Origin of the sequence: Actinomyces vulturis, from assembly GCF_001687305.1 — a bacterium.
In the GTDB taxonomy this organism is placed as follows: domain Bacteria; phylum Actinomycetota; class Actinomycetes; order Actinomycetales; family Actinomycetaceae; genus Actinomyces; species Actinomyces vulturis.
Map to the genome: position 1 here is coordinate 782109 of NZ_KV700385.1, position 19166 is coordinate 801274.

Sequence of the window (19166 nt, forward strand, 5' to 3'; positions counted from 1 at the left end):
CTGAAAGAATGTCCCCATGCCCCAATCCATGAAGATCACCGCGGCCACTATTGATCCCGCGTTGCTTGACCTTCCGTGGGAACTCCCTCTCGAGAACTGGCCCGCCGATGTTCTCGCTGCCCTCCCACGCGGCCTTTCGCGCCACATCGTGCGTTTCGTGAACCTCTCCGAACGCGTTATTGCCGTTAAAGAAATTGGCGAATCTGTCGCTTACCGCGAGTATGAACTTCTCCGTGACCTAGTGCGGCTAGGAGCGCCTTGCGTTACTCCCACCGCAGTGATTACAGGGCGAAGTGACCTTCAAGGTGAAGAACTCAACTCGATTCTCGTCACCGAACATCTGTCTTACTCTTTGCCCTATCGCGCACTTTTCAGTCAGTACATGCGTCCTGAAACTGCGACTCGTCTTATCGACGCACTTGCCGTTCTCCTTGTTCGTCTTCATCTCATTGGTTTCTACTGGGGTGACGTTTCTCTTTCCAATACCCTTTTCCGTCGTGACGCGGGAGCCTTTGCTGCCTACCTTGTGGATGCCGAAACTGGCGAACTTCACATTGAAGGTCTCACTGACGGTAAACGCGAGTACGACATTGATCTCGCGCGTACCAATATCATTGGTGAACTTATGGACCTCCAGGCCGGAGCGCTTCTCGAAAGTACTGTGGATACCATTGAAATTGGCGACCGTATCGTCAATCGTTACAACGAACTGTGGGATGTCCTTACTGCTGAAGAATCTTTTTCTGTTGATGAGCGCTGGCGCGTGGCTCACCGCATTAAGCAACTCAATGAACTGGGCTTCGACGTTGGTGAACTCACCATGGCTACTGACGCCGCAGGCACGCGGATGGTTATCCAGCCCAAAGTGGTTGATGCTGGTCATTATCACCGTCAGATCATGCGTCTGACTGGTCTTGACGTGGAAGAACGTCAGGGGCAGCGCATGCTTAACGATCTCGAGTCCTACCGCACTCTGATGGGGCGTAAGAACGACCCTATTGAGCAGGTGGCTCATGCATGGATGGCGGACGTATTTGAACCCACCCTTGATGCTGTCCCCATTGAATTACGTCGCAAACTCGAACCGGCAGAAATCTTTCACGAAGTTCTTGAACACCGCTGGTACATGTCTGAGCGTATGGGCTATGACGTGACTATGGAAGAAGCTGTTAAGGATTACGTTGACACGGTTCTCCCTCACCACTGGGATGAACAGAGTTATCTTTCTCTTGGTGACACCCAAGAAATGGACGCAATTTTCTCTGACGATGAAGCAGAGGTGCTCGAAGATGATCCCGACTTTGCTGCACTCGACGAAGAAAGCCTTAATCAGTTCGGCCTCAACCCCATGGGCTTTACTGCTGGTATGAAGTTCAAGGGTGAATAAAAACCTTGAAAGAATCATTTCCTTGTCTAAAGCAGCATGGCCTGATAGGACGAGGGCTGCGGGTCGGGCATAGCGGCGGGGCTGGTTATCTTTGCCCATTCAATTGGTTGTGCCCCTTGTTCAATAAGAAGAGCATTCACGGCGCTAAAGGGACGTGAGCCAAAAAATCCCCGGGAGGCAGACAGAGGCGAAGGGTGAGCGGAGGCGACAATCGGTGTCTGTTGAAGAAGCGAGGAAAGGGACTGCGCGCTGCGCCCCCACAGCACAGCCACTAACGGCAGGCCGCGGTCATTGAGAATGCGTACTACATCCTGCGTGACCTGTTGCCAACCCCAACGCTGATGGGAATTGGCATTGCCCACTTCTACGCTTAGTACAGTGTTCAGTAGCATCACTCCCTGTTCACTCCACTCACTCAAATCGCCCGATGTCGGGTAGTCGCCGCCCACATCGGCGACTAGTTCCTTATATATATTGGTCAGGCTTCGGGGTAGGGGGGTGGTGGGAGAGACCGAAAAACTTAGACCCACGGCGTCGCCCTCAGTAGGATAGGGGTCCTGGCCGAGAATGAGGACGCTCGTGAACTCAATTGGTTGAGACAGCGCTCGAAAAATATTGCTTGGACGAGGCGCTACGCGAACGCCCTGCGCTTCGGATTGGCATAGACGAGTAGCAAGTTCGGTGATGAGGGCGTCGTGAGTAGACAACGCCGATGCCCACGACGGATGCATCGCATCACGGCAATGGCGCACAAAGCAGTCAGGGACGTCTGAGTCGTGAACAGGGCACATCAGTATTTCACTCACCATAAGATCACTGTAGCGCGCCGTATCCACTCATTGGCCGTTCGCCGGTAGCCTGGAGAGGTGAAAACTTACGATTACCCCGAGGATGAATTCGACGTCTCTGACGCTACCGGCCCCATTCCGGTTGGTGTTCACCGTGCTCGTGTTCCCATGTGGCGCTCTTGGTTGCCACTCTTACTCATCCTCGTCATTGCTCCTGCTTTGGCATGGGGGGCAGTAAGTTTGCTTGGCAGTGCTAGCGATAACCCGGTGGCGAGTGCCTTAGGTAAGGGTACTGAGAGTGCTCAACCCGTTGAGAATCAGGGGAGCGAGCAGACTGCTGCTCCCACCGAAGAAGCCAGTGTTCAGGCCACGCCGAGTTCTCCTGCTGATGATGACATCGACAGCAATCAGGTGAATTTCTCTACTGGCATTACTATTCACAACGGCACTACCACCAATGGCCTGGCAACTCGCAGCGGTGACAAACTCAAACTCAAGGGATTTTCCTCAGTTGATGTGGTTCCCGGTGTTTATGAGATGGACTACCCATCTGATTCGACCGTTTTTTACGCATCCGAAAATGATAAGACCACTGCTGAAGTAGTGGCGCGATTACTGGGTATTGATCAAGTTATCGAAAGTGCTGATGAAGCGCAGTCCAATCCCATCGTGGTGGTATTGCGCGCAGAAACCGGTGAGTAAATGGAAAATTGAGTCGGTGTGACTCAATTTACCGCTTCGCCCAGGGCCGAGCATCTTGCACTCTGGCCCTGAGAGTGCCAACATTGCTATTAGCACTCAACCTATCCGAGTGACAGACATCGGTTAGAGGTGAGGGTTGGCGCTCTACGTGACCAGAACGTAGAGAAGCGAACTCGTCCGTCGCGGGCACCTCCTAGCCACAACCGCCAAATAGCGGAGGAACACATGCCTAAGATTATTGCTTTCAACGAGGAAGCTCGCCGTGGAATGGAGCGTGGACTCAACGCTCTGGCTGATACCGTCAAGGTGACTCTCGGACCTAAGGGTCGCAACGTCGTCCTTGACAAGAAGTGGGGCGCCCCCACCATCACTAACGACGGCGTGACCATCGCCAAGGAAATTGAACTCGAAGAACCCTTCGAGAAGATTGGCGCCGAGTTGGTCAAGGAAGTTGCTAAGAAGACTGATGATGTCGCAGGCGACGGCACCACCACCGCAACTGTTCTTGCCCAGGCTCTCGTGCGCGAAGGCCTTCGCAACGTTGCAGCAGGCGCTAACCCCATTGCCCTGCGTCGCGGCATCGACAAGGCTGTAGAAGCCGTTGTTGCCCAGCTCCTCAACGATGCGACCGAGATTGAGACTACCGAGCAGATCGCTGCTACCGCCTCCATCTCCGCCGCTGACCCCCAGATCGGTACCCTCATTGCTCAGGCTATGGAGCGCGTTGGTTCTGAGGGCGTCATTACCGTCGAAGAGTCCAACACCTTCGGCCTTGAACTTGATGTCACCGAGGGTATGCGCTTTGACAAGGGCTTCATCTCCCCGTACTTCGTCACCGATGCAGATCGCCAGGAAGCAGTCCTCGAAGACAGCTACGTCCTGCTCGTCGAATCCAAGATCACCAACGTTAAGGATCTCCTGCCTGTCCTCGAAAAGGTCATGCAGACCGGCAAGCCCCTGGCCATCATCGCCGAAGATGTTGAAGCAGAAGCACTGGCTACCCTCGTGGTCAACCGCCTGCGTGGCACCTTCCAGTCCGTGGCCGTTAAGGCTCCCGGATTCGGTGACCGCCGCAAGGCAATGCTCCAGGATATGGCTATCCTCACCGGTGGCACTGTGATCTCGGAGACCGTTGGCCTCAAGCTTGAAAACGCCACCCTTGAAGACCTTGGCCGTGCACGCAAGGTTGTTGTCACCAAGGATGACACCACCATCGTTGAGGGCGCAGGCGCCAAGGAAGCCATCGATGCTCGTGTCAGCCAGATCCGCGCTGAAATCGAGAAGTCCGATTCCGAGTACGACCGTGAGAAGCTCTCTGAGCGTCTTGCCAAGCTTGCCGGTGGCGTGGCTGTCATCAAGTCCGGCGCAGCTACCGAGGTTGAACTCAAGGAACGCAAGCACCGCATCGAAGACGCAGTGCGTAACGCTAAGGCAGCCGTTGAAGAAGGCATCGTTGCCGGCGGTGGCGTGGCCCTCATCCAGGCTGCCAAGGAAGCCCTCGAAACCGTCAACCTCGAAGGTGACGAAGCAACCGGCGTGAACATCGTCAAGGTTGCTGTTGAAGGCCCTCTTAAGCAGATTGCTGTTAACGCAGGCCTCGAAGGCGGCGTTGTTGTTGAGCGTGTCCGTAACCTCCCCGTGGGTGAAGGCCTCAATGCCGCTACCGGTGAATATGTCAACCTCCTCGAGGCTGGCATCGCCGACCCTGTTAAGGTCACTCGTTCCGCTCTGCAGAACGCAGCCTCCATTGCTGGCCTGTTCCTGACCACTGAAGCTGTGGTTGCTGACAAGCCCGAGCCTCCCGCCGCTCCCGCTGCCGGTGGCGCCGATGAAATGGGCGGTATGTACTGATTCAACGATCAGTGCGCATGAGTGAACTTGCACTATGCAGATGAACTTATGCCCATGAAATCTTTGGCGGTGGCCGCCATCCGTAAGGGTGGCGGCCACCGCCCTTTCTTGTCGATAGGGGAGAGGTCACCATTGGCGACATAGCGATAGGACCTAGGTCGCCGGTAGGCTTAAAAGGTGCGTGACTGGATGAAAAGCAAGAAAGCCGCTGTAATTGCGGGAGCAGGCGTGATCGTTCTGTGTGCTGGTGCAGGAACCGCAGCATATGGGCTTCACTACGATGACCGTGCTCTTCCTGGAACAAGCGTGCTTGGACAAGACGTCTCTGGAATGGACCGTCAAGCCCTCATCAACGATCTTCACCAGCGTGCTGACAAAGCTACGTTGGAAGTGAGCGTTGATGGGCCAAACCCGGCGACGTATACCGCAACACTTGCTGATCTAGGTATCACTCTGAACGCTGAAGCCACAGCAGAACAGATTCTCCAGCGCAGTGAATCTTGGCCGGACCGCTTCACCGCACTCATTAATGATGAAAGCATCATTCCCGTTATCACTCGCGATGATGCAGTCTTTACCGCCTATGTCGACCAACTTACCGCCGATGTTGCTGAGCCTATGCTCAATGCCAAAGTCACTTTGAACGACGAAAATATTTTTGTAGTTACTCCTGCACAAGCAGGCTATGAAGTGGACCCTTCCAAACTTAAGGCGGCTACTGATGCGTTGGTAAGCAATCTTAAGCCTGCGCAAGTCACCGTCAGCGTGAGTGAAAAAGAACCACGCGTTACCACTGAACAGGCACAAGAATTGGCAGATCAAGCTAACGCCACGCTTGATGCTACCTTCCAACTGTGGGACGGTATCGACAACTTTCCTGCAAATCGCCAAGTCAAAGCATCCTGGATTGTGATGCCCAGTGCTGCGGATATCGAAGCGGGATCGCCGGATAACCCCGCAACTTTCAGCGTTGATGATCAGGCTATTCGTCAATGGGTTAGTAGCACTGCTGCTGCTACCAATACTGAGACCGAGCAGGGTCTACGTACCGTTAACGGTAATGGTGAACAGGTGGCAGTTACTCGTTACGGTGCCATCGGTTGGACGGTTATTAATGCCCAGGATGTGGCAACTCAAGCAGTTGATGCATTTTCCAAAGGTGAAGATTTCACTGGTGATCTCGAATATGACGAGGCGCAAGCTTGGCAGGACCGTACTGTCCCTACCGGAGATGCCATTACTGCCTATTCGCCGGGACCTGGTGAAAAGTGGATTGATATTGATCTTGCTAACCACACCGTCGCCGCGTATCAAGGTCGTAGCCTGGTATGGGGGCCTGTCGGTATGGTGGCAGGTGCTCCTGCCACTCCTACTGTTCAAGGCGTATATTACGTGACCCGCCAGGTTGCCGATGACACAATGCGTGGCGAAAATGCTGACGGTACAACCTATGAAACTGCTAATGTTCCATGGGCAACCTACTTCTACTCTGGCTACGCCCTTCATGGTGCCTACTGGCGTGGAACCTTCGGCTATGACGCTGGCGCAGGAGGTTCACACGGATGCGTTAACCTTGCCCCCGAAGATGCTCACTGGATTTTTGACTGGGCAGTTCCCGGAACAACCGTCGTCTCCCACTCCTGACCTTACCCCTGAGGGTGCACATATCAGTGTGTCTTGTGGGGATGGGAAGTAAGTTAGGAAGTCTGGAACAGAGAAGAGTTTTGGGATTCGGCGTCGTCGTAACTGATGGCGGCTTGATCTAAGGCAGTGCTGATCGAATCGAGTACGTCTTGAACGTTGATCTGGGCGGCATGCCACTGAGTAGCACAATCTCCCATTGCTATTGATGCTTGACCACTCCAGGACGTTTGTAGATCAGTTAAATCCGCAGCCATCGCGTCAGCCTCGGCCTGAATTGTGGAAATGCGGGTGCGTGTGCGGCTGGCTGCATCAGTAATGAGGGCGGTGTCAACAGAAAAAACTGGCATGAGAACCTCCAAGAATGAGAATGTTTTCCCATCCTAGAAAGGAATCTTTTCCTAGCCGTATGCTGCTGTGAACAGACCTAGTGGGGAGACATCAATATATGGTTGTGGGGAAAGAAACCGATGCGCTGGCGCTTGTTATCTGGGTACGTCGCGTTTTTAATGCCTACCGGAGATGAGCAAGTTGGGAACTCACACGGTAGGTGAATGTTCCGCCAACGGTAGGAGGATACGAACGGTAGCGCCACCCCCGGGAGTGTTTTGCATCGAGACATGACCATGATGCATTTCAATAATTGTCGCGACGATAGCCAAACCAAGGCCGGAACCGCCGGTTTCACGGTTGCGTGACGAATCCGAGCGGTAGAAACGCTCGAAGACACGCTCCATATCGGCTGGGCTCACTCCCGGTCCGTGGTCGCGAATCTCGATAATGGCCATCTCTTTATCCTTGCCCAAAGCAATCTCCACGGGAGAATCTTCAGGTGTGTAACGCAAGATGTTACCGATGAGGTTAGTTAACACCTGGCTCAGGCGATCCTGATCGCCCATCACCGTAATGCTCGGAGCGTCGCTTACCCCATCAAGGGCAACTACCGCACTGTCACGATCTGGAGCAAGAACGCTTAAATCAATGAGAGCCTGGACAGCAAGCGCCGTCATATCCACCGGACGCATGGTGATGGTGTGCCCCTCATCCATGCGAGCCAAGCGAAGAAGATCTTCCACCAGACGGCCCATACGGGTTGCTTCAGCTTCAATGCGCCCCATCACTTCACCAGTGCGTTCTTCGGGAACGCCGCCCATGCGATATAACTCGCCGTAGCCACGCATCGTCGCCAGAGGAGTGCGCAACTCGTGAGAGGCATCGGAAACAAAGCGTTGCATACGCTGCTGAGCTACTTCACGAAGATCAAAGGCTTGCTCAATTTGCGCAAGCATGGAGTTAAGGGAACGCTGCAAACCGCCAACCTCTGTGGTCACGGGCTCGCTCACGTCAACACGAGCTGATAGGTCCCCGCTAGCGATACGACCAGCAACAGATTCGATGTTACGTAGAGGCTGTAGGTTCCGTTGTACTAGATAACTGGAAATAATCGCACCACTCATCACCACGGCCAGACCAGTCATTGCTACGACGAGACGAGTACGTTCCACTGTTTCCATGATGTCCGTCAGTGGCAGACCAATGACAACAGTGCCGATAGTCTTGCCGGTTCGAGAATCCATGATTTGACCGGTGATTACACGCCACTGATGGTGTGGAAGATTCGATGAAATCGTTCGAGGTCCCTGGGAAATATCTGTCAGATCCACTTCGCGCACATGGGGGAAACCATATTCGCCGGCAGTGCGATCAGAGAGGAACGTGTCAGTGTGACCGTCGAGATAATCGGCATGTACGTAGTAGGTAGAGAGCATCGTCTCGGACTCGCCACTCTTCAACTGTGGCAGAGTCTGATTACCAATGGCTTCGGCAGTTGTGGTCAACTGGGTATCAACCTGGCCGAGTAAATGTGTGTACAACATTGATGTGACCACGGCTGATGAAATCGCCAGACCTGCGGTCAACACCATTGTGGTCATTACCGTAAGGCGCGCAGTTAAGGGAAGACGTCGCCAGTGCCAATTCAGGCGAAGTTGGCGTTTGGGGAAAAGGATAGACATCGCTTACTGGGCCTTTGGCTGGCGAATCATGTATCCCACTCCGCGACGAGTCTGAATGAGAGGAGTGACTTCATTTCCATCAGTATCGGAAATCTGGTCAACTTTACGGCGCAAATAGGAAATGTATGATTCCACGATTGCTGCATCGCCATTCCAGTCATATTCCCATACGTGGTCAAGAATCTGAGCTTTGGACAGTACGCGACCAGCATTAAGCATGAGGTAGCGGAGTAGTTTGAATTCTGTGGGGCTCAGTTCAATGTCCTGACCTGCGCGGTGAACTTCGTGAGCGTCTTCATCCAGGATGAGATCAGCAACGCGAATCTTGCCGTCATCATTCTTCTGGGAACCTGGGTTGGTACGACGCAGGATGGCGCGAATGCGAGCAACAACTTCTTCCAGACCGAAAGGCTTGGTCACGTAGTCATCGCCACCGACGGTAAGGCCTTGGACTTTATCGGCCATGTCATCACGGGCGGTGAGGAACAAGATAGGGGTGGACATGCCGTTTTCATGCATGTGCCGTGCCACGGTGAAACCGTCAATGTCGGGAAGCATGACATCTAGAACCACAAGGTCTGGACGCTCCTCTTCCACTGCGTGGAGGGCATCACGTCCGTTCGCGGCAGCGGATACCTCAAAGCCTGCGAAGCGTAGGGATGAGGCGAGCAGATCTCGGATGTTGGGTTCATCGTCAACAACGAGGAGATGGGCTTCAGCCTGAGAAGTGCGTGATGATTCCATAAGAACAACAATGCGCGCCCAAACTGGAAGTTTGCTGGACGCGCACTGTGTGTTGTGTGGATCAAAATATTTAGATGAAGGAGGTCGGGTCGAACTCTTCCAAAGGAATAATACGAACTCGCGGCAGCGGGCTCGTGAATGCTGATACATCGGCTTCAAGATCGTAAATTTGCAGGCCCTGCGTCTCGAGAGCGGCTAACTGCCCGTTGAGAAATTCGCGGAAGCATAGTACGCCTACTTGGCAACCCACATTCAACAGGCGTTCAATCTGAGGAATGTAGTCGCCATCGTGGCTAGCGAGAAGAATCTGAGCCCAAGGACCGCGTTCAGCAATCGCATCAAGGGTGCGCTGAATACCGATATCAACAACTTTTTCTTCTAAGCCACCAGACAGCGGAATGGGACGGTAGTTCATTGCAAGAAGTGCCTGAACAAACCCCATTGGCATGTGGCCAGACGTGGCATTGAGGAAGAAAAGGGCATGAGAGCCAGTCTTTTCTTCGGTCATGCCATTGCAGTAGGACAGAACCCTGTCCCACCGGGGACGTTCGTCAGGTTCAGGGCGTCGACCAAGGACGCTCATTCCTAACGTTGCATCAATATTTTCTCCATCAACAAGGAGATAAGTGGGGCGACTCATGGAGCTCATGCTACCGGCAAAAGAAGAGGGAAGACACTTCCGTGAATAACCTTCCTCTTTATAGAAAATATGCTGTGAAAACTCTGAAAACTGTCGGATATTGTGGTGATGAGTAATGTCGGAAAGTTGCGTATTTTCTTGATGCCCTAACTGTTTATTGTGAAGTTGGGGCAGCCTAAGATTTTCGTAGAGATGGCTTACTCGGCCTTCGTCAGGGTCATGATTCCTGCGAGAAGCAAGTGTGACTGGCGTTAGAAACTGTGCTGTTGTAGCAGGTCTCTGTTGTCCTGTGTTTTATGTGAATGCCGGTGGGGGTGTGCGCTGTGATAGCGCACACCCCCACCGGAGCAGAAAGTACTCGTTTTGATGAGAGCGCTTAGCCGATACGGTGGGTTAGCCATATGTTGTCTAGCTGACCGTAGTTGCCGGCAGAGATGTTCTTTAGCCGCTCATCACCACTAATGAATGTGTCAGTAGGAGGATTCTTCAGTCCGGTCCTCTTGCTTGTCAGAGAGAGTTGCGAAGATCGCGTCTTCAGCGGAGGAATCGCCAGCAATCTGAGGTAATTCGGAGGAAGATTCTAACTGGACGCCATTGTGGGCACTCATCAACTGGGCTAGACGAGCATCAGCCTCAGATGCAGCGGAACTCATTTCCAACTCTGCGAACTGGGACTCCAATGAAGCGCCAGCAAGTTCTGCCTGTCCCTCAGCGTGAGCTTCAAGACGACGAACCTGGTCCTCGTAGCGAGCAAGTTCACTGGTGGGGTCCATGAGGTTAATGGAGCGAATAGCCCCTTGGACTTTCACCTGGGCCTCAGCGCTACGTTGACGAGCAACGAGTTGATCGCGCTTGGTTTTCAGGTCGGTTAGGCGGCTTTCCATCTGAGTCAAACCAGATTTGAGTTGCTCAACAACCTGACGCTGAGTCTCGATCATGGGTTCAGCATCTTTAGCGGCTTGCTCGGCAGCGATCTGCTTAGTCAGAGCAATCTTTGCTAGAGATTCAAATTTATCGGCACCTGCTAAGTCTCCTTCGTTGCGTAACTGTGTGGATTTCGCAACAGCGGCCTGAGCTTTAGCGCCCCAGTCTCGAGCTTCAGCGAGGTCAGCGTCATGATCTTTCTCAGCCAGGCGTAAGTTACCGATGGTCTGAGCAACGGCATCGCGGGCTTCAGCAATAGATGAGGTGTAATCCCGAACTAACTGATTCAACATCTTTTCGGGATCCTCTGCTCGATCGAGTAGAGCGTTGATGTTGGCGCGGGTAAGTTGAGAGATGCGCCCCAGGATGGACTGCTTCTCAGCCATGAATCATGCCTTTCGCACAGATAATAGATTGAGGTGAGGAGTAAACCGCACCATACTCTGAGTCTACGGGGGCACACCCCTTATGCCTACCTTATAGACTAGGGGTTGTGACTGAACTTCGTGAACGTGCTGGAAGCCTTCCTAATGCAGCGCAGCAACGCCTCGCTGCTAAAGATGCTGTGCTCTCGAGCCGGGACACCATTAACATGGCTGCGCGAGCATTGCGTGAAATTGCTGCCGATGATGCCGTTGGTGAACATGTGGCTAGTGCCAGTACACAACAGCGCGTTGTCACTCACTACTTTAAGTGTCTGATGCCTGGCTACCGAGGTTGGCGTTGGGCTGCGACTGTTGCTCGCGCCCCTCGTGCGCGGAAAGCAACCATCAGTGAGATGGAGCTTCTCCCAGGTGAAGAAGCTCTTCTCGCACCTGAATGGGTGCCCTGGTCAGAACGCCTTCAACCCGGTGATGTGTCTCGTTCTGATCGGTTGCCGTTTCGCGAACAAGATGAGCGTCTTGAACCTGGTTGGGAAGCAACAGGAGACCAGGCTGACGAAGTAGCGTTAGATGAGTTGGACTTAGGGCGTGCTCGCGTTCTTAGTGCCACTGGTGTCGCTCAAGCGGCCCAGCGTTGGTATGACGGTGATCATGGTCCTCGTGCTGACGGTGTCCGTAGCGCTCATGCCACCTGCTCTACCTGTGGATTCTTCATGCGGATGGCTGGATCGATGCGCACCCTGTTTGGTGTTTGTGCTAATGAATGGGCTCAAGATGACGGGCGTGTGGTCTCTGTGGATCATGGGTGTGGCGCTCACTCTGAAACCGATGTCCCCGATCAGGGGCCGGCATGGCCGGTAACGCCCTCCCATGTCGACGATTCTGCTGACATGGATCTTTCTTCATCGTCCTAGTTCCGCGCATTTTTCTGCACCAACTTGGTGTATTCGCGTCATCGTCAGGATGTAATAACGTAAACTGACACCAATAGGCGCTTAAGGTTTCACCTTTATTACATCGTCATGCCACAATCTGGGTACGTGAGCACACCCACTGCATCGGCAACGAGCCCCAGCGCGCTCGACCGTTTCTTCCACATTACTGAACGCGGGTCCACCCTTGGTCGTGAAGTCCGTGGCGGATTCGTCACTTTCTTCACCATGAGTTACATCCTGGTGCTGAACCCCCTGATCCTGTCCACTGTCCACGAAGGAATTACTCCTTTGGGCACGCCCGCTCAGATCGCCGCCGGTACGGCATTCATCGCCGGCATCATGACGATCATCATGGGCGTGGTTGCTAACTTCCCGATCGCACAGGCTGCAGGCCTTGGCATTAACGCCATGATTGCCTATTCCATTGTCGGCACCAAAGGTGTTACCTACGCTGATGCCATGGGCCTGGTGGTTATCGAAGGTGTCATTATCCTCATCTTGGTTCTGACTGGATTCCGCGAGGCTGTCTTCCGTGCTGTTCCCACCCAGCTCAAGACAGCCATTTCTGTTGGTATCGGTCTGTTCATTGCCCTTATCGGTCTGGTGGATGCCAAAGTTGTCCGTTCCGGCGGTACCCCCCTCGAACTGGGGCTCGGCGGTAGCCTCCAGGGTTGGCCTGTACTGGTGTTCTTCTTTGGACTTTTCCTCATCCTTATTCTCATGATCCGCAAGGTGAAGGGCGCTATCCTCATCGGCATCGTCGCTTCCACTATTCTGGCTGTGGTCATCGAGTCTGTCGCTCACCTTGGTGCGTTCAACGCCAATCCTGACTTTGGCGACATTAACCTCACCGGATGGTCACTATCTGTTCCTGCGCTGCATGGTTCCCCGCTGGCCACCCCCGACCTGGGCACCCTTGGCAAATTCTCCTTGCTGGGTAGCGTTGACAAACTCGGCGCTGTGAGCGTATTTCTTCTAGTCTTCTCTCTCATGCTTGCTGACTTCTTCGACACCATGGGTACGATGGTTGCCATTGGTGGTGAAGCAGGACTGCTTGACGAACAGGGCAATCCGCCTAAGACCCGCGAAATTCTCGTGGTTGACTCACTGGCTGCAATCGCCGGCGGTGTAGGCGGTGTTTCTTCTAACACTTCCTACATTGAATCTGCGGCAGGTGTGGGTGAAGGTGCACGTACCGGTTTTGCCAACATCATCACCGGCTTACTCTTCTTGGCTTCTATGTTCCTGGCTCCTTTAGTCAGCATGGTTCCTTACGAAGCGGCAACCCCTGCCCTTGTAGTGGTCGGCTTCCTCATGATGACTCAGGTGACTGAAATCGAGTGGAGCGCACCCGAAATTGCAATCCCCGCCTTCCTCACCATAGTTATGATGCCTTTCTCCTACTCCATCACGAACGGTATTGGTGCAGGTTTCGTGACCTACATTGTTCTGAGCATTGCCAGAGGAAAAGCCAAAAACATCCATCCGTTGATGTGGTTGACTGGCGCGTTGTTTGTTGTTTACTTCACCCTCGCTCCTATTAAGGCGATTTTCCACATTGGCTGATTTCAGAACAGTTATTTTCTGAATTCACTTTTTCGGTGACGCCGTGCTGGCACTTCCGGCACGGCGTCACCTACTTTTGTTTTACGGGAGTATCCGCACAGTGGATCCGTGTGGAAGATAAGAACGAGTCGCGATAACCTGCGACGGTGAGTACCACGTTCGATTCGTTGAAATATTTGAATTACCGGATCTGGTTCTTCGCTGCGATCGTGGCCAATACCGGAACGTGGATGCAGCGAGTGGCCCAGGATTGGCTTGTGCTGCGTATTCTTACGAATGATTCTGCTTCGGCTGTAGGTGTGACAACGGCACTCCAATTCGGCCCTTCGCTTCTCCTTGGTCCTCATGCTGGTTTGATTGCTGACCGCGTGGATACACGAAAGTTGTTGATCGCTACTCAGACGGCCATGGGCCTGATTGCCGCTTGTTTGACCGTTGATGTGCTTGCTGGTCATGCTCAGTTGTGGCACGTGTATTTGGCGGCGTTATTGAGCGGTGCTGTGGCCGCGTACGACTCTCCGGCACGCCAAATCTTTGTTGCTCGGATGGTTCCTCCATCGAACTTACCCAATGCTGTGGGGTTGAACGCTGCATCGTTTAACGTTGCTCGTCTCGTGGGGCCGGCGGCCGCCGGTGTGGTCATTGCTGCTTACGGTCCAGGATGGGTTTTTGGAGTTAATGCTCTAACCTTTGCTTTCCCTGCCACCGCTATGGCACTCATGCGTACCGATCGTTTCTACGACGTCCCTCGCGTTAAGCGGGCCAAGGGGCAGGTCCGTGAAGGTTTAGCTTATGTCCGTCATCGCAGTGATATCCGCGTCATTATCATCATTATTTCTTTGGTTTCTATGGTCACGCTTAACTATCAGGTGACGATGGTGGCCATGGTGCGTAGTGTCTTCCATTTGGAAGCTGGTGCTTACGGCATGATTTCCTCAGTTTTTGCCGTGGGTTCACTTACTGGTGCCCTTGTTGCGGCTCGGAGGAAGACGCCGCGTGTGCGGACCGTCATTATTGCTGCTTTTGGCCTGGGGGTTGCTTCTCTACTTATGGCAGTGATGCCTAGTTATTGGACATTTGCTATCGCAACTGTTCCTGTGGGGTTCATTGTTCTCACGCTACTGACTTCAGCAAATCAAACCGTCCAGATGAGTACAGACCCAGATATGCGTGGGCGCGTAATGAGTTTGTACATGATGTGTTTGCTTGGTGTGACTCCTATCGGAGCTCCGGGTATCGGTTGGGTTTGTGATACATGGGGGCCGCGGTGGGGGCTTTTGCTTGGGGCCTTGACTGCAATTGGAGTGTCCGCATGGGCAGCAATTTGGGCTCGTCGACACTGGAATGTTCACTTCGCATACTCGTCGAGTCGTCCTTTTATTACTTCGTATGGTCCGCGTGAGCGCGCGCAGTTCACTCAACTAGAGATTGATCATGCTGAGGGCAGCAACGCAGATTCTTAATCAAGTTTTACTGGAACTGGGACTAAAGGTCGCTAGTGTTTTCAATGAAGCATGACACCTGTCGGGCAATACGGCACAGTGCTCTTCACGAATTCATCTCAGTCGTTGTCTATTATCTGTCCATGTCACTTTGATGTTTTTCTGCCAGGTAGAGCGATCTGTCACTTATCCTTTGGTGAAACAAAACGCTGAGAACACGCCAATATCAATGAGTAGATAAAGAGTTTGTAGCGTTTTGGAGAGCCTTTTGTGAAGTGCTCGATGTGCCTATATGTGGATGGACTCATGATTGTGGTGGCTATTCTGAGAACGAGTACATCCTCATTTTTGCAACCATGACGTTGGGAGGCGCACCCTTATGAGCTCACTCATCGATACCACTGAGATGTACCTCAAGACGGTGTATGAACTTGAAGAAGATGGCGTGCCCCCACTTCGTGCTCGCATTGTTGAACGTCTGGGACACTCAGGGCCTACTGTCTCCCAGACGGTTTCTCGAATTGAGCGAGATGGTCTTCTGCGTGTCAAGGACGATCGAGAACTTGAACTTACTGATGAGGGATGGGAACTGGCCACCGAGGTTGTTCGCAAGCATCGCTTGGCAGAGCGTTTCCTTTTAGATGTGGTGGGGCTTGATATTCGCCTTGTCCATGATGAAGCATGCCGCTGGGAACACGTTATGGGGGCGGCTGTGGAAGAGAGATTAGAAGACTTGCTGGCTACTGCAAGTCAAGATCCTTTTGGTAATCCTATTCCTGTAGCAAGTAGTTCTCGCCCGAGTGTGACAGTTGATGAAATTTCAGTTGCCTCGTTGACTCCAGATCGTGGTGTTACAGCAGGTAAACTCACCCGCATTGGTGAACCTGTTCAAGCTGCAGCGCGTTATCTTGATGAACTTTGCGAAGCAGGAATCATGCCTGGTGAAGAAATCGCGATGGAACGGATACACCATACTGTGGATCTGATTAAAGGTGACAAGATGGTCACTATTCCTGACGAATTGGCAAAGCATCTCTTTGTTGAGAACGCTTCTTTGTCCAAAACCACGCGATAAACTCCGGTGAGTTGCGGCCTGTTTTTTCGGGTGTGTGCTAACGCATGGCAATTGACGTGACCTTATCGTGACAATTTCGAGATGATCTAGTAATCTTCATCGTGCAGCGCAGGGTTCTCCCTGCTACGCGACGTCTCCTTCAGTCAGTACCTGCCGGGGAGGCGGATAAACCAAAACCCTGTTGGGCAGGTATCGAAAGTCGTGGGAAACCGCGGCTTGTCGTATGACTGCCAGGAGATATGCATGACCACCAAAACCGCAGCTCGGCACCGTAAGGCTTCACGACCGGTGACCCCGCTGACTAACGCGCTTCCTACCAGCAAGCGCGGTATGGCCATTGCCGCGTCCTCTGGATTGGCGTTAACCGTTATCGCTTCCGGTGCAACCGCAGCCGGCACTGCTACTCAGGTTGGCGATTCTGCTGGCTCACTGAAAGACACTGGTCTTGCGGTGATCGCTGATGGCGCTCGCGAAGCTGTAGCAACTAATGCTGTGCTGAGTGTCCCCACTGACACCCAGTGGGACGCTGATGTACCCACCGTTGAGGCTCAGGCTCCCGTTGGTGAGGTTGCCCAGTCTGAACCTGAGGCACAGTCATCTGAAGGACAAACGACCGCTGGGCAGGGAGTTCAGGCTGATGGTTCTTCCGTCGCCTCTGCTTCCGTTGCAGCACCTGCACCCGCTGGTTCTTCCGCCGTGGCTATTGCATCCCAGTTTGTTGGCTACCCCTATGTCTGGGGTGCAGCCTCCCCGGGTGTTGGATTCGATTGCTCTGGCCTCGTCTCCTATGTCTACGGCCAGATGGGCATCGCTCTTCCTCACTCTTCCGGTGGTATCTACGGGTCTGGTACCGTCATCTCTGCCTCCGAGGCTCAGCCTGGCGACGTGGTGTGGTGGCCTGGTCACGTGGGCATTTATGCCGGCAATGGCATGATGGTTGACGCAGTGGATGAGTCCTCTGGCGTTATGTACCACTCTGTTTACGGTGGAGCCACTTTCCTGCGATTCTGAGAATTTACTGACTGCCACTTGTGGTAATCGCATGAATCGTATTGACGAGCCTGCATAGTGATCACGTTGTCATCTTTTTGTGACAATTACGTGATGGCCATGTAGGCTCGTTTCAGTTTTGTTTTTCGTTCATCAATGCACCTGCTCAGGAGACTCCCCATGGCAATGGCTAATACCGCCAAACACCGTAAGGCTGCCCGTCCTGTGACCGTTCTGTCTGCTCATGGCGGCAACGTTCGCCAGTATGCATTCGCTGCCGCAGCTTCCTCTGTGGCTGTTGGCGTTGTTGCATCAGTTGCGGGTGCGGCAGTCCCTACCCAGATTGGCGACTCCGCGGGTTCTCTCAAGGAAAACAATCTCGCAGTCCTTACCGCAGGAGCTCGTGAAGCAGTGACCGTGAACACTGCACTTACTGTTCCTCAGGACATTACTTGGCAAGCCTCACTTGATGAGGTTATTGCTTCCGCTCCCGAACTTGAGCAGCAAGTTCAGGATGATGCAGGTCAGCAGGTAAGTGCGTCAGAGTCTTCTGATAATGAGCAGGGTGTTAATACTCCGGCTGAAACACAGGTTGCTCATTCCTATGTGGCGCCTGCGCCAGCAGCAGGTGGTATCGCTGCTATTGCTTCTCAGTATCTGGGTACCCCCTATGTTTGGGGAGGTACTACTCCTGCAGGTTTCGACTGCTCTGGATTTGTTCAGTACGTTTATGGTCAGGCAGGTATCTCCCTTCCCCGTACCACTTACGGACAAGGTGCATCTGGTGTCACGGTTTCCATGTCCGAAGCACAGCCTGGTGACATTGTCTACTGGGGGTATCACGTTGGTATCTACATGGGGGGTGGCATGATGATTGATGCCGGAACCGAATCCACTGGGGTCGTCTACCGTGAGATTTTTGATTCACCCTCTTTCATTCGGGTGAGTTGACCACGGCGGTTCTCCAAGTAGGGCAGAATAGGGTGTGTACCCGCACACTGTCGTGCAGAAATGGAGAACATCATGGCATCCGATGTTGTAATCCTCGTTGGTGTTGACGGCTCAGATGAGTCATTCGGTGCAGTTGAATGGGCTCTTGCACGCGCCCAACGCACCGGAGCACGTGTCCATCTCGTTTGTGCATACTCATTGCCGAGTTTCACCGCAGCCGCATTAGACGGTGGATATGCCGCAGTTGATGATGCGGCGATACGTCAAGGAGCCCAAGCCGTTCTTGACACGGCCATGAAACGCGCCGAAGGTCGTGGTATTGAGGTTACCTCCTCCCTTGAAGCAGGAGACCCAGCAGGGGTTCTCGTTGATCTGTCTGCCCATGTTGATCTTCTTGTTGTTGGAACTCGTGGTGGCGGTGGATTCGCTGGTCGCCTTCTTGGAACGGTTTCCCTTGCCGTTCCTGCTCACGCTCACTGTCCCACTGTGGTAGTTCCTCGCCACACAGGAGGAACCGCTTTTACTCCTGTCGAACGTATTGTTGTGGGCGTTGACGGCTCGGATTCCGCACGTAATGCACTGAACTGGGCTCTTGGAGAGCGTCGTCTGTGGGACGCGGAACTGACCGCAGTTGCAGCTGTTCCCTTTGCCAGTGGAGCCGGCGCATTGGCATGGCTTCCTGCTGCTGTGGACCGTGACATTGTGATTTCAGATGTTCGTGCGGGACTTGAACGTGCAGTGAATGAAGCCATTAAACCTGAAGATGATGGAAAAGTGGCTTATCACGCATTGGATGGAAACGCGGCTGAACTCATGGTGGAATTCTCCACTGCTGTTGATCTAGTCATTGTGGGGTCTCGTGGCCGCGGTGGATTCTCTGGTCTACTTCTAGGCTCTACGTCCCAAGCGGTTCTTGCCCATGCTTCATGCCCGGTTATGGTGGTTCCTTCACGGTGCCGCGAAGAGGAGCCTCGTGGTCGAATGACACAGCCTTGGGGAAGGCGATAACATCTGCTCGGTGCCAACGCTGATAGGCTAGGCACCCCAAGCCCTCGTAGCTCAGGGGATAGAGCACCGCTCTCCTAAAGCGGGTGTCGTTGGTTCGAATCCAATCGGGGGCACGAATTCAGTG

General features: G+C 53.4%; 17 protein-coding genes and 1 tRNA gene. 12 read left to right on the forward strand and 6 right to left on the reverse strand.

Annotation, left to right across the window (positions count from 1 at the left end; genetic code table 11):
* The first annotated feature begins 16 nt into the window (after window positions 1-16).
* Window positions 17-1387 carry a DUF4032 domain-containing protein gene (locus A9753_RS03240; protein ID WP_067780053.1) on the forward strand — a complete coding sequence of 457 codons (1371 nt, stop codon included), beginning with the start codon at window positions 17-19 and terminating at the stop codon, window positions 1385-1387.
* Between the two features lie 26 nt (window positions 1388-1413).
* On the opposite strand, the gene A9753_RS03245 is transcribed toward A9753_RS03240, so the two are convergent.
* Window positions 1414-2118, reverse strand: coding sequence for a uracil-DNA glycosylase (locus A9753_RS03245; protein ID WP_089024724.1), 705 nt, complete (start codon window positions 2116-2118; stop codon window positions 1414-1416).
* A gap of 135 nt (window positions 2119-2253) precedes the next feature.
* Between A9753_RS03245 and A9753_RS03250 the strand changes: the two genes are divergently transcribed.
* The 3 genes from A9753_RS03250 to A9753_RS03260 all read left to right on the forward strand — a co-directional run bounded on the left by A9753_RS03250 (window position 2254) and on the right by A9753_RS03260 (window position 6372).
* On the forward strand, window positions 2254-2877 hold the full coding sequence (locus A9753_RS03250) for a LytR C-terminal domain-containing protein (RefSeq protein ID WP_067780059.1): 624 nt from the start codon (window positions 2254-2256) through the stop codon (window positions 2875-2877).
* A 225-nt stretch (window positions 2878-3102) separates the two neighbouring features.
* Window positions 3103-4728, forward strand: a complete 1626-nt coding sequence (gene groL / locus A9753_RS03255; protein WP_067780062.1) for a chaperonin GroEL — start codon at window positions 3103-3105, stop codon at window positions 4726-4728.
* 189 nt (window positions 4729-4917) lie between these two features.
* Window positions 4918-6372, forward strand: a complete 1455-nt coding sequence (locus A9753_RS03260; protein WP_083090228.1) for a L,D-transpeptidase family protein — start codon at window positions 4918-4920, stop codon at window positions 6370-6372.
* A 53-nt stretch (window positions 6373-6425) separates the two neighbouring features.
* On the opposite strand, the gene A9753_RS03265 is transcribed toward A9753_RS03260, so the two are convergent.
* The 5 genes from A9753_RS03265 to A9753_RS03285 form a co-directional block, all read right to left on the reverse strand.
* Window positions 6426-6719: a WXG100 family type VII secretion target gene (locus tag A9753_RS03265; protein WP_067780065.1), complete on the reverse strand. Its 294-nt coding sequence runs from the start codon at window positions 6717-6719 to the stop codon at window positions 6426-6428.
* Window positions 6720-6908: 189 nt separating this feature from the next.
* Window positions 6909-8384, reverse strand: a complete 1476-nt coding sequence (locus A9753_RS03270) for a sensor histidine kinase (RefSeq protein ID WP_067780068.1) — start codon at window positions 8382-8384, stop codon at window positions 6909-6911.
* A 3-nt stretch (window positions 8385-8387) separates the two neighbouring features.
* Window positions 8388-9128 carry a response regulator transcription factor gene (locus tag A9753_RS03275; protein WP_067780071.1) on the reverse strand — a complete coding sequence of 247 codons (741 nt, stop codon included), beginning with the start codon at window positions 9126-9128 and terminating at the stop codon, window positions 8388-8390.
* Window positions 9129-9198: 70 nt separating this feature from the next.
* On the reverse strand, window positions 9199-9768 hold the full coding sequence (locus A9753_RS03280; RefSeq protein WP_067780074.1) for an NYN domain-containing protein: 570 nt from the start codon (window positions 9766-9768) through the stop codon (window positions 9199-9201).
* 470 nt (window positions 9769-10238) lie between these two features.
* Window positions 10239-11078 carry a PspA/IM30 family protein gene (locus A9753_RS03285; protein ID WP_067780079.1) on the reverse strand — a complete coding sequence of 280 codons (840 nt, stop codon included), beginning with the start codon at window positions 11076-11078 and terminating at the stop codon, window positions 10239-10241.
* Between the two features lie 107 nt (window positions 11079-11185).
* On the opposite strand from A9753_RS03285, the gene A9753_RS03290 reads away from it, so the two are divergent.
* From A9753_RS03290 to A9753_RS03325, 8 genes are all read left to right on the forward strand, one after another.
* The gene (locus A9753_RS03290; RefSeq protein ID WP_067780082.1) at window positions 11186-11989 is read left to right on the forward strand and encodes a DUF3027 domain-containing protein; all 804 of its coding nucleotides are present in this window, start codon (window positions 11186-11188) and stop codon (window positions 11987-11989) included.
* A gap of 108 nt (window positions 11990-12097) precedes the next feature.
* Window positions 12098-13576, forward strand: coding sequence for an NCS2 family permease (locus tag A9753_RS03295; RefSeq protein WP_089024706.1), 1479 nt, complete (start codon window positions 12098-12100; stop codon window positions 13574-13576).
* Between the two features lie 146 nt (window positions 13577-13722).
* Window positions 13723-15039, forward strand: coding sequence for an MFS transporter (locus tag A9753_RS03300; protein ID WP_067780086.1), 1317 nt, complete (start codon window positions 13723-13725; stop codon window positions 15037-15039).
* A gap of 358 nt (window positions 15040-15397) precedes the next feature.
* Window positions 15398-16093 carry a metal-dependent transcriptional regulator gene (locus A9753_RS03305; RefSeq protein ID WP_067780089.1) on the forward strand — a complete coding sequence of 232 codons (696 nt, stop codon included), beginning with the start codon at window positions 15398-15400 and terminating at the stop codon, window positions 16091-16093.
* A 243-nt stretch (window positions 16094-16336) separates the two neighbouring features.
* Window positions 16337-17104: a C40 family peptidase gene (locus tag A9753_RS03310; RefSeq protein WP_067780093.1), complete on the forward strand. Its 768-nt coding sequence runs from the start codon at window positions 16337-16339 to the stop codon at window positions 17102-17104.
* A gap of 159 nt (window positions 17105-17263) precedes the next feature.
* Complete coding sequence (locus tag A9753_RS03315; protein WP_067780096.1) at window positions 17264-18034, forward strand: C40 family peptidase; 771 nt, start codon at window positions 17264-17266, stop codon at window positions 18032-18034.
* 72 nt (window positions 18035-18106) lie between these two features.
* Window positions 18107-19042, forward strand: a complete 936-nt coding sequence (locus A9753_RS03320; protein ID WP_067780099.1) for a universal stress protein — start codon at window positions 18107-18109, stop codon at window positions 19040-19042.
* A 40-nt stretch (window positions 19043-19082) separates the two neighbouring features.
* A tRNA-Arg gene (locus tag A9753_RS03325) sits at window positions 19083-19155 on the forward strand.
* Window positions 19156-19166: the final 11 nt, after the last annotated feature.

Coding starts and splice junctions, on each gene's coding strand:
- A9753_RS03240 (WP_067780053.1), top strand. CDS start 17: ATGCCCCAATCCATGAAGATCACCGCGGCCACTATTGATCCCGCGTTG.
- A9753_RS03245 (WP_089024724.1), bottom strand. CDS start 2,118: ATGCATCCGTCGTGGGCATCGGCGTTGTCTACTCACGACGCCCTCATC.
- groL (WP_067780062.1), top strand. CDS start 3,103: ATGCCTAAGATTATTGCTTTCAACGAGGAAGCTCGCCGTGGAATGGAG.
- A9753_RS03260 (WP_083090228.1), top strand. CDS start 4,918: ATGAAAAGCAAGAAAGCCGCTGTAATTGCGGGAGCAGGCGTGATCGTT.
- A9753_RS03265 (WP_067780065.1), bottom strand. CDS start 6,719: ATGCCAGTTTTTTCTGTTGACACCGCCCTCATTACTGATGCAGCCAGC.
- A9753_RS03270 (WP_067780068.1), bottom strand. CDS start 8,384: ATGTCTATCCTTTTCCCCAAACGCCAACTTCGCCTGAATTGGCACTGG.
- A9753_RS03275 (WP_067780071.1), bottom strand. CDS start 9,128: ATGGAATCATCACGCACTTCTCAGGCTGAAGCCCATCTCCTCGTTGTT.
- A9753_RS03280 (WP_067780074.1), bottom strand. CDS start 9,768: ATGAGTCGCCCCACTTATCTCCTTGTTGATGGAGAAAATATTGATGCA.
- A9753_RS03285 (WP_067780079.1), bottom strand. CDS start 11,078: ATGGCTGAGAAGCAGTCCATCCTGGGGCGCATCTCTCAACTTACCCGC.
- A9753_RS03295 (WP_089024706.1), top strand. CDS start 12,098: ATGCCACAATCTGGGTACGTGAGCACACCCACTGCATCGGCAACGAGC.
- A9753_RS03305 (WP_067780089.1), top strand. CDS start 15,398: ATGAGCTCACTCATCGATACCACTGAGATGTACCTCAAGACGGTGTAT.
- A9753_RS03310 (WP_067780093.1), top strand. CDS start 16,337: ATGACCACCAAAACCGCAGCTCGGCACCGTAAGGCTTCACGACCGGTG.
- A9753_RS03315 (WP_067780096.1), top strand. CDS start 17,264: ATGGCAATGGCTAATACCGCCAAACACCGTAAGGCTGCCCGTCCTGTG.
- A9753_RS03320 (WP_067780099.1), top strand. CDS start 18,107: ATGGCATCCGATGTTGTAATCCTCGTTGGTGTTGACGGCTCAGATGAG.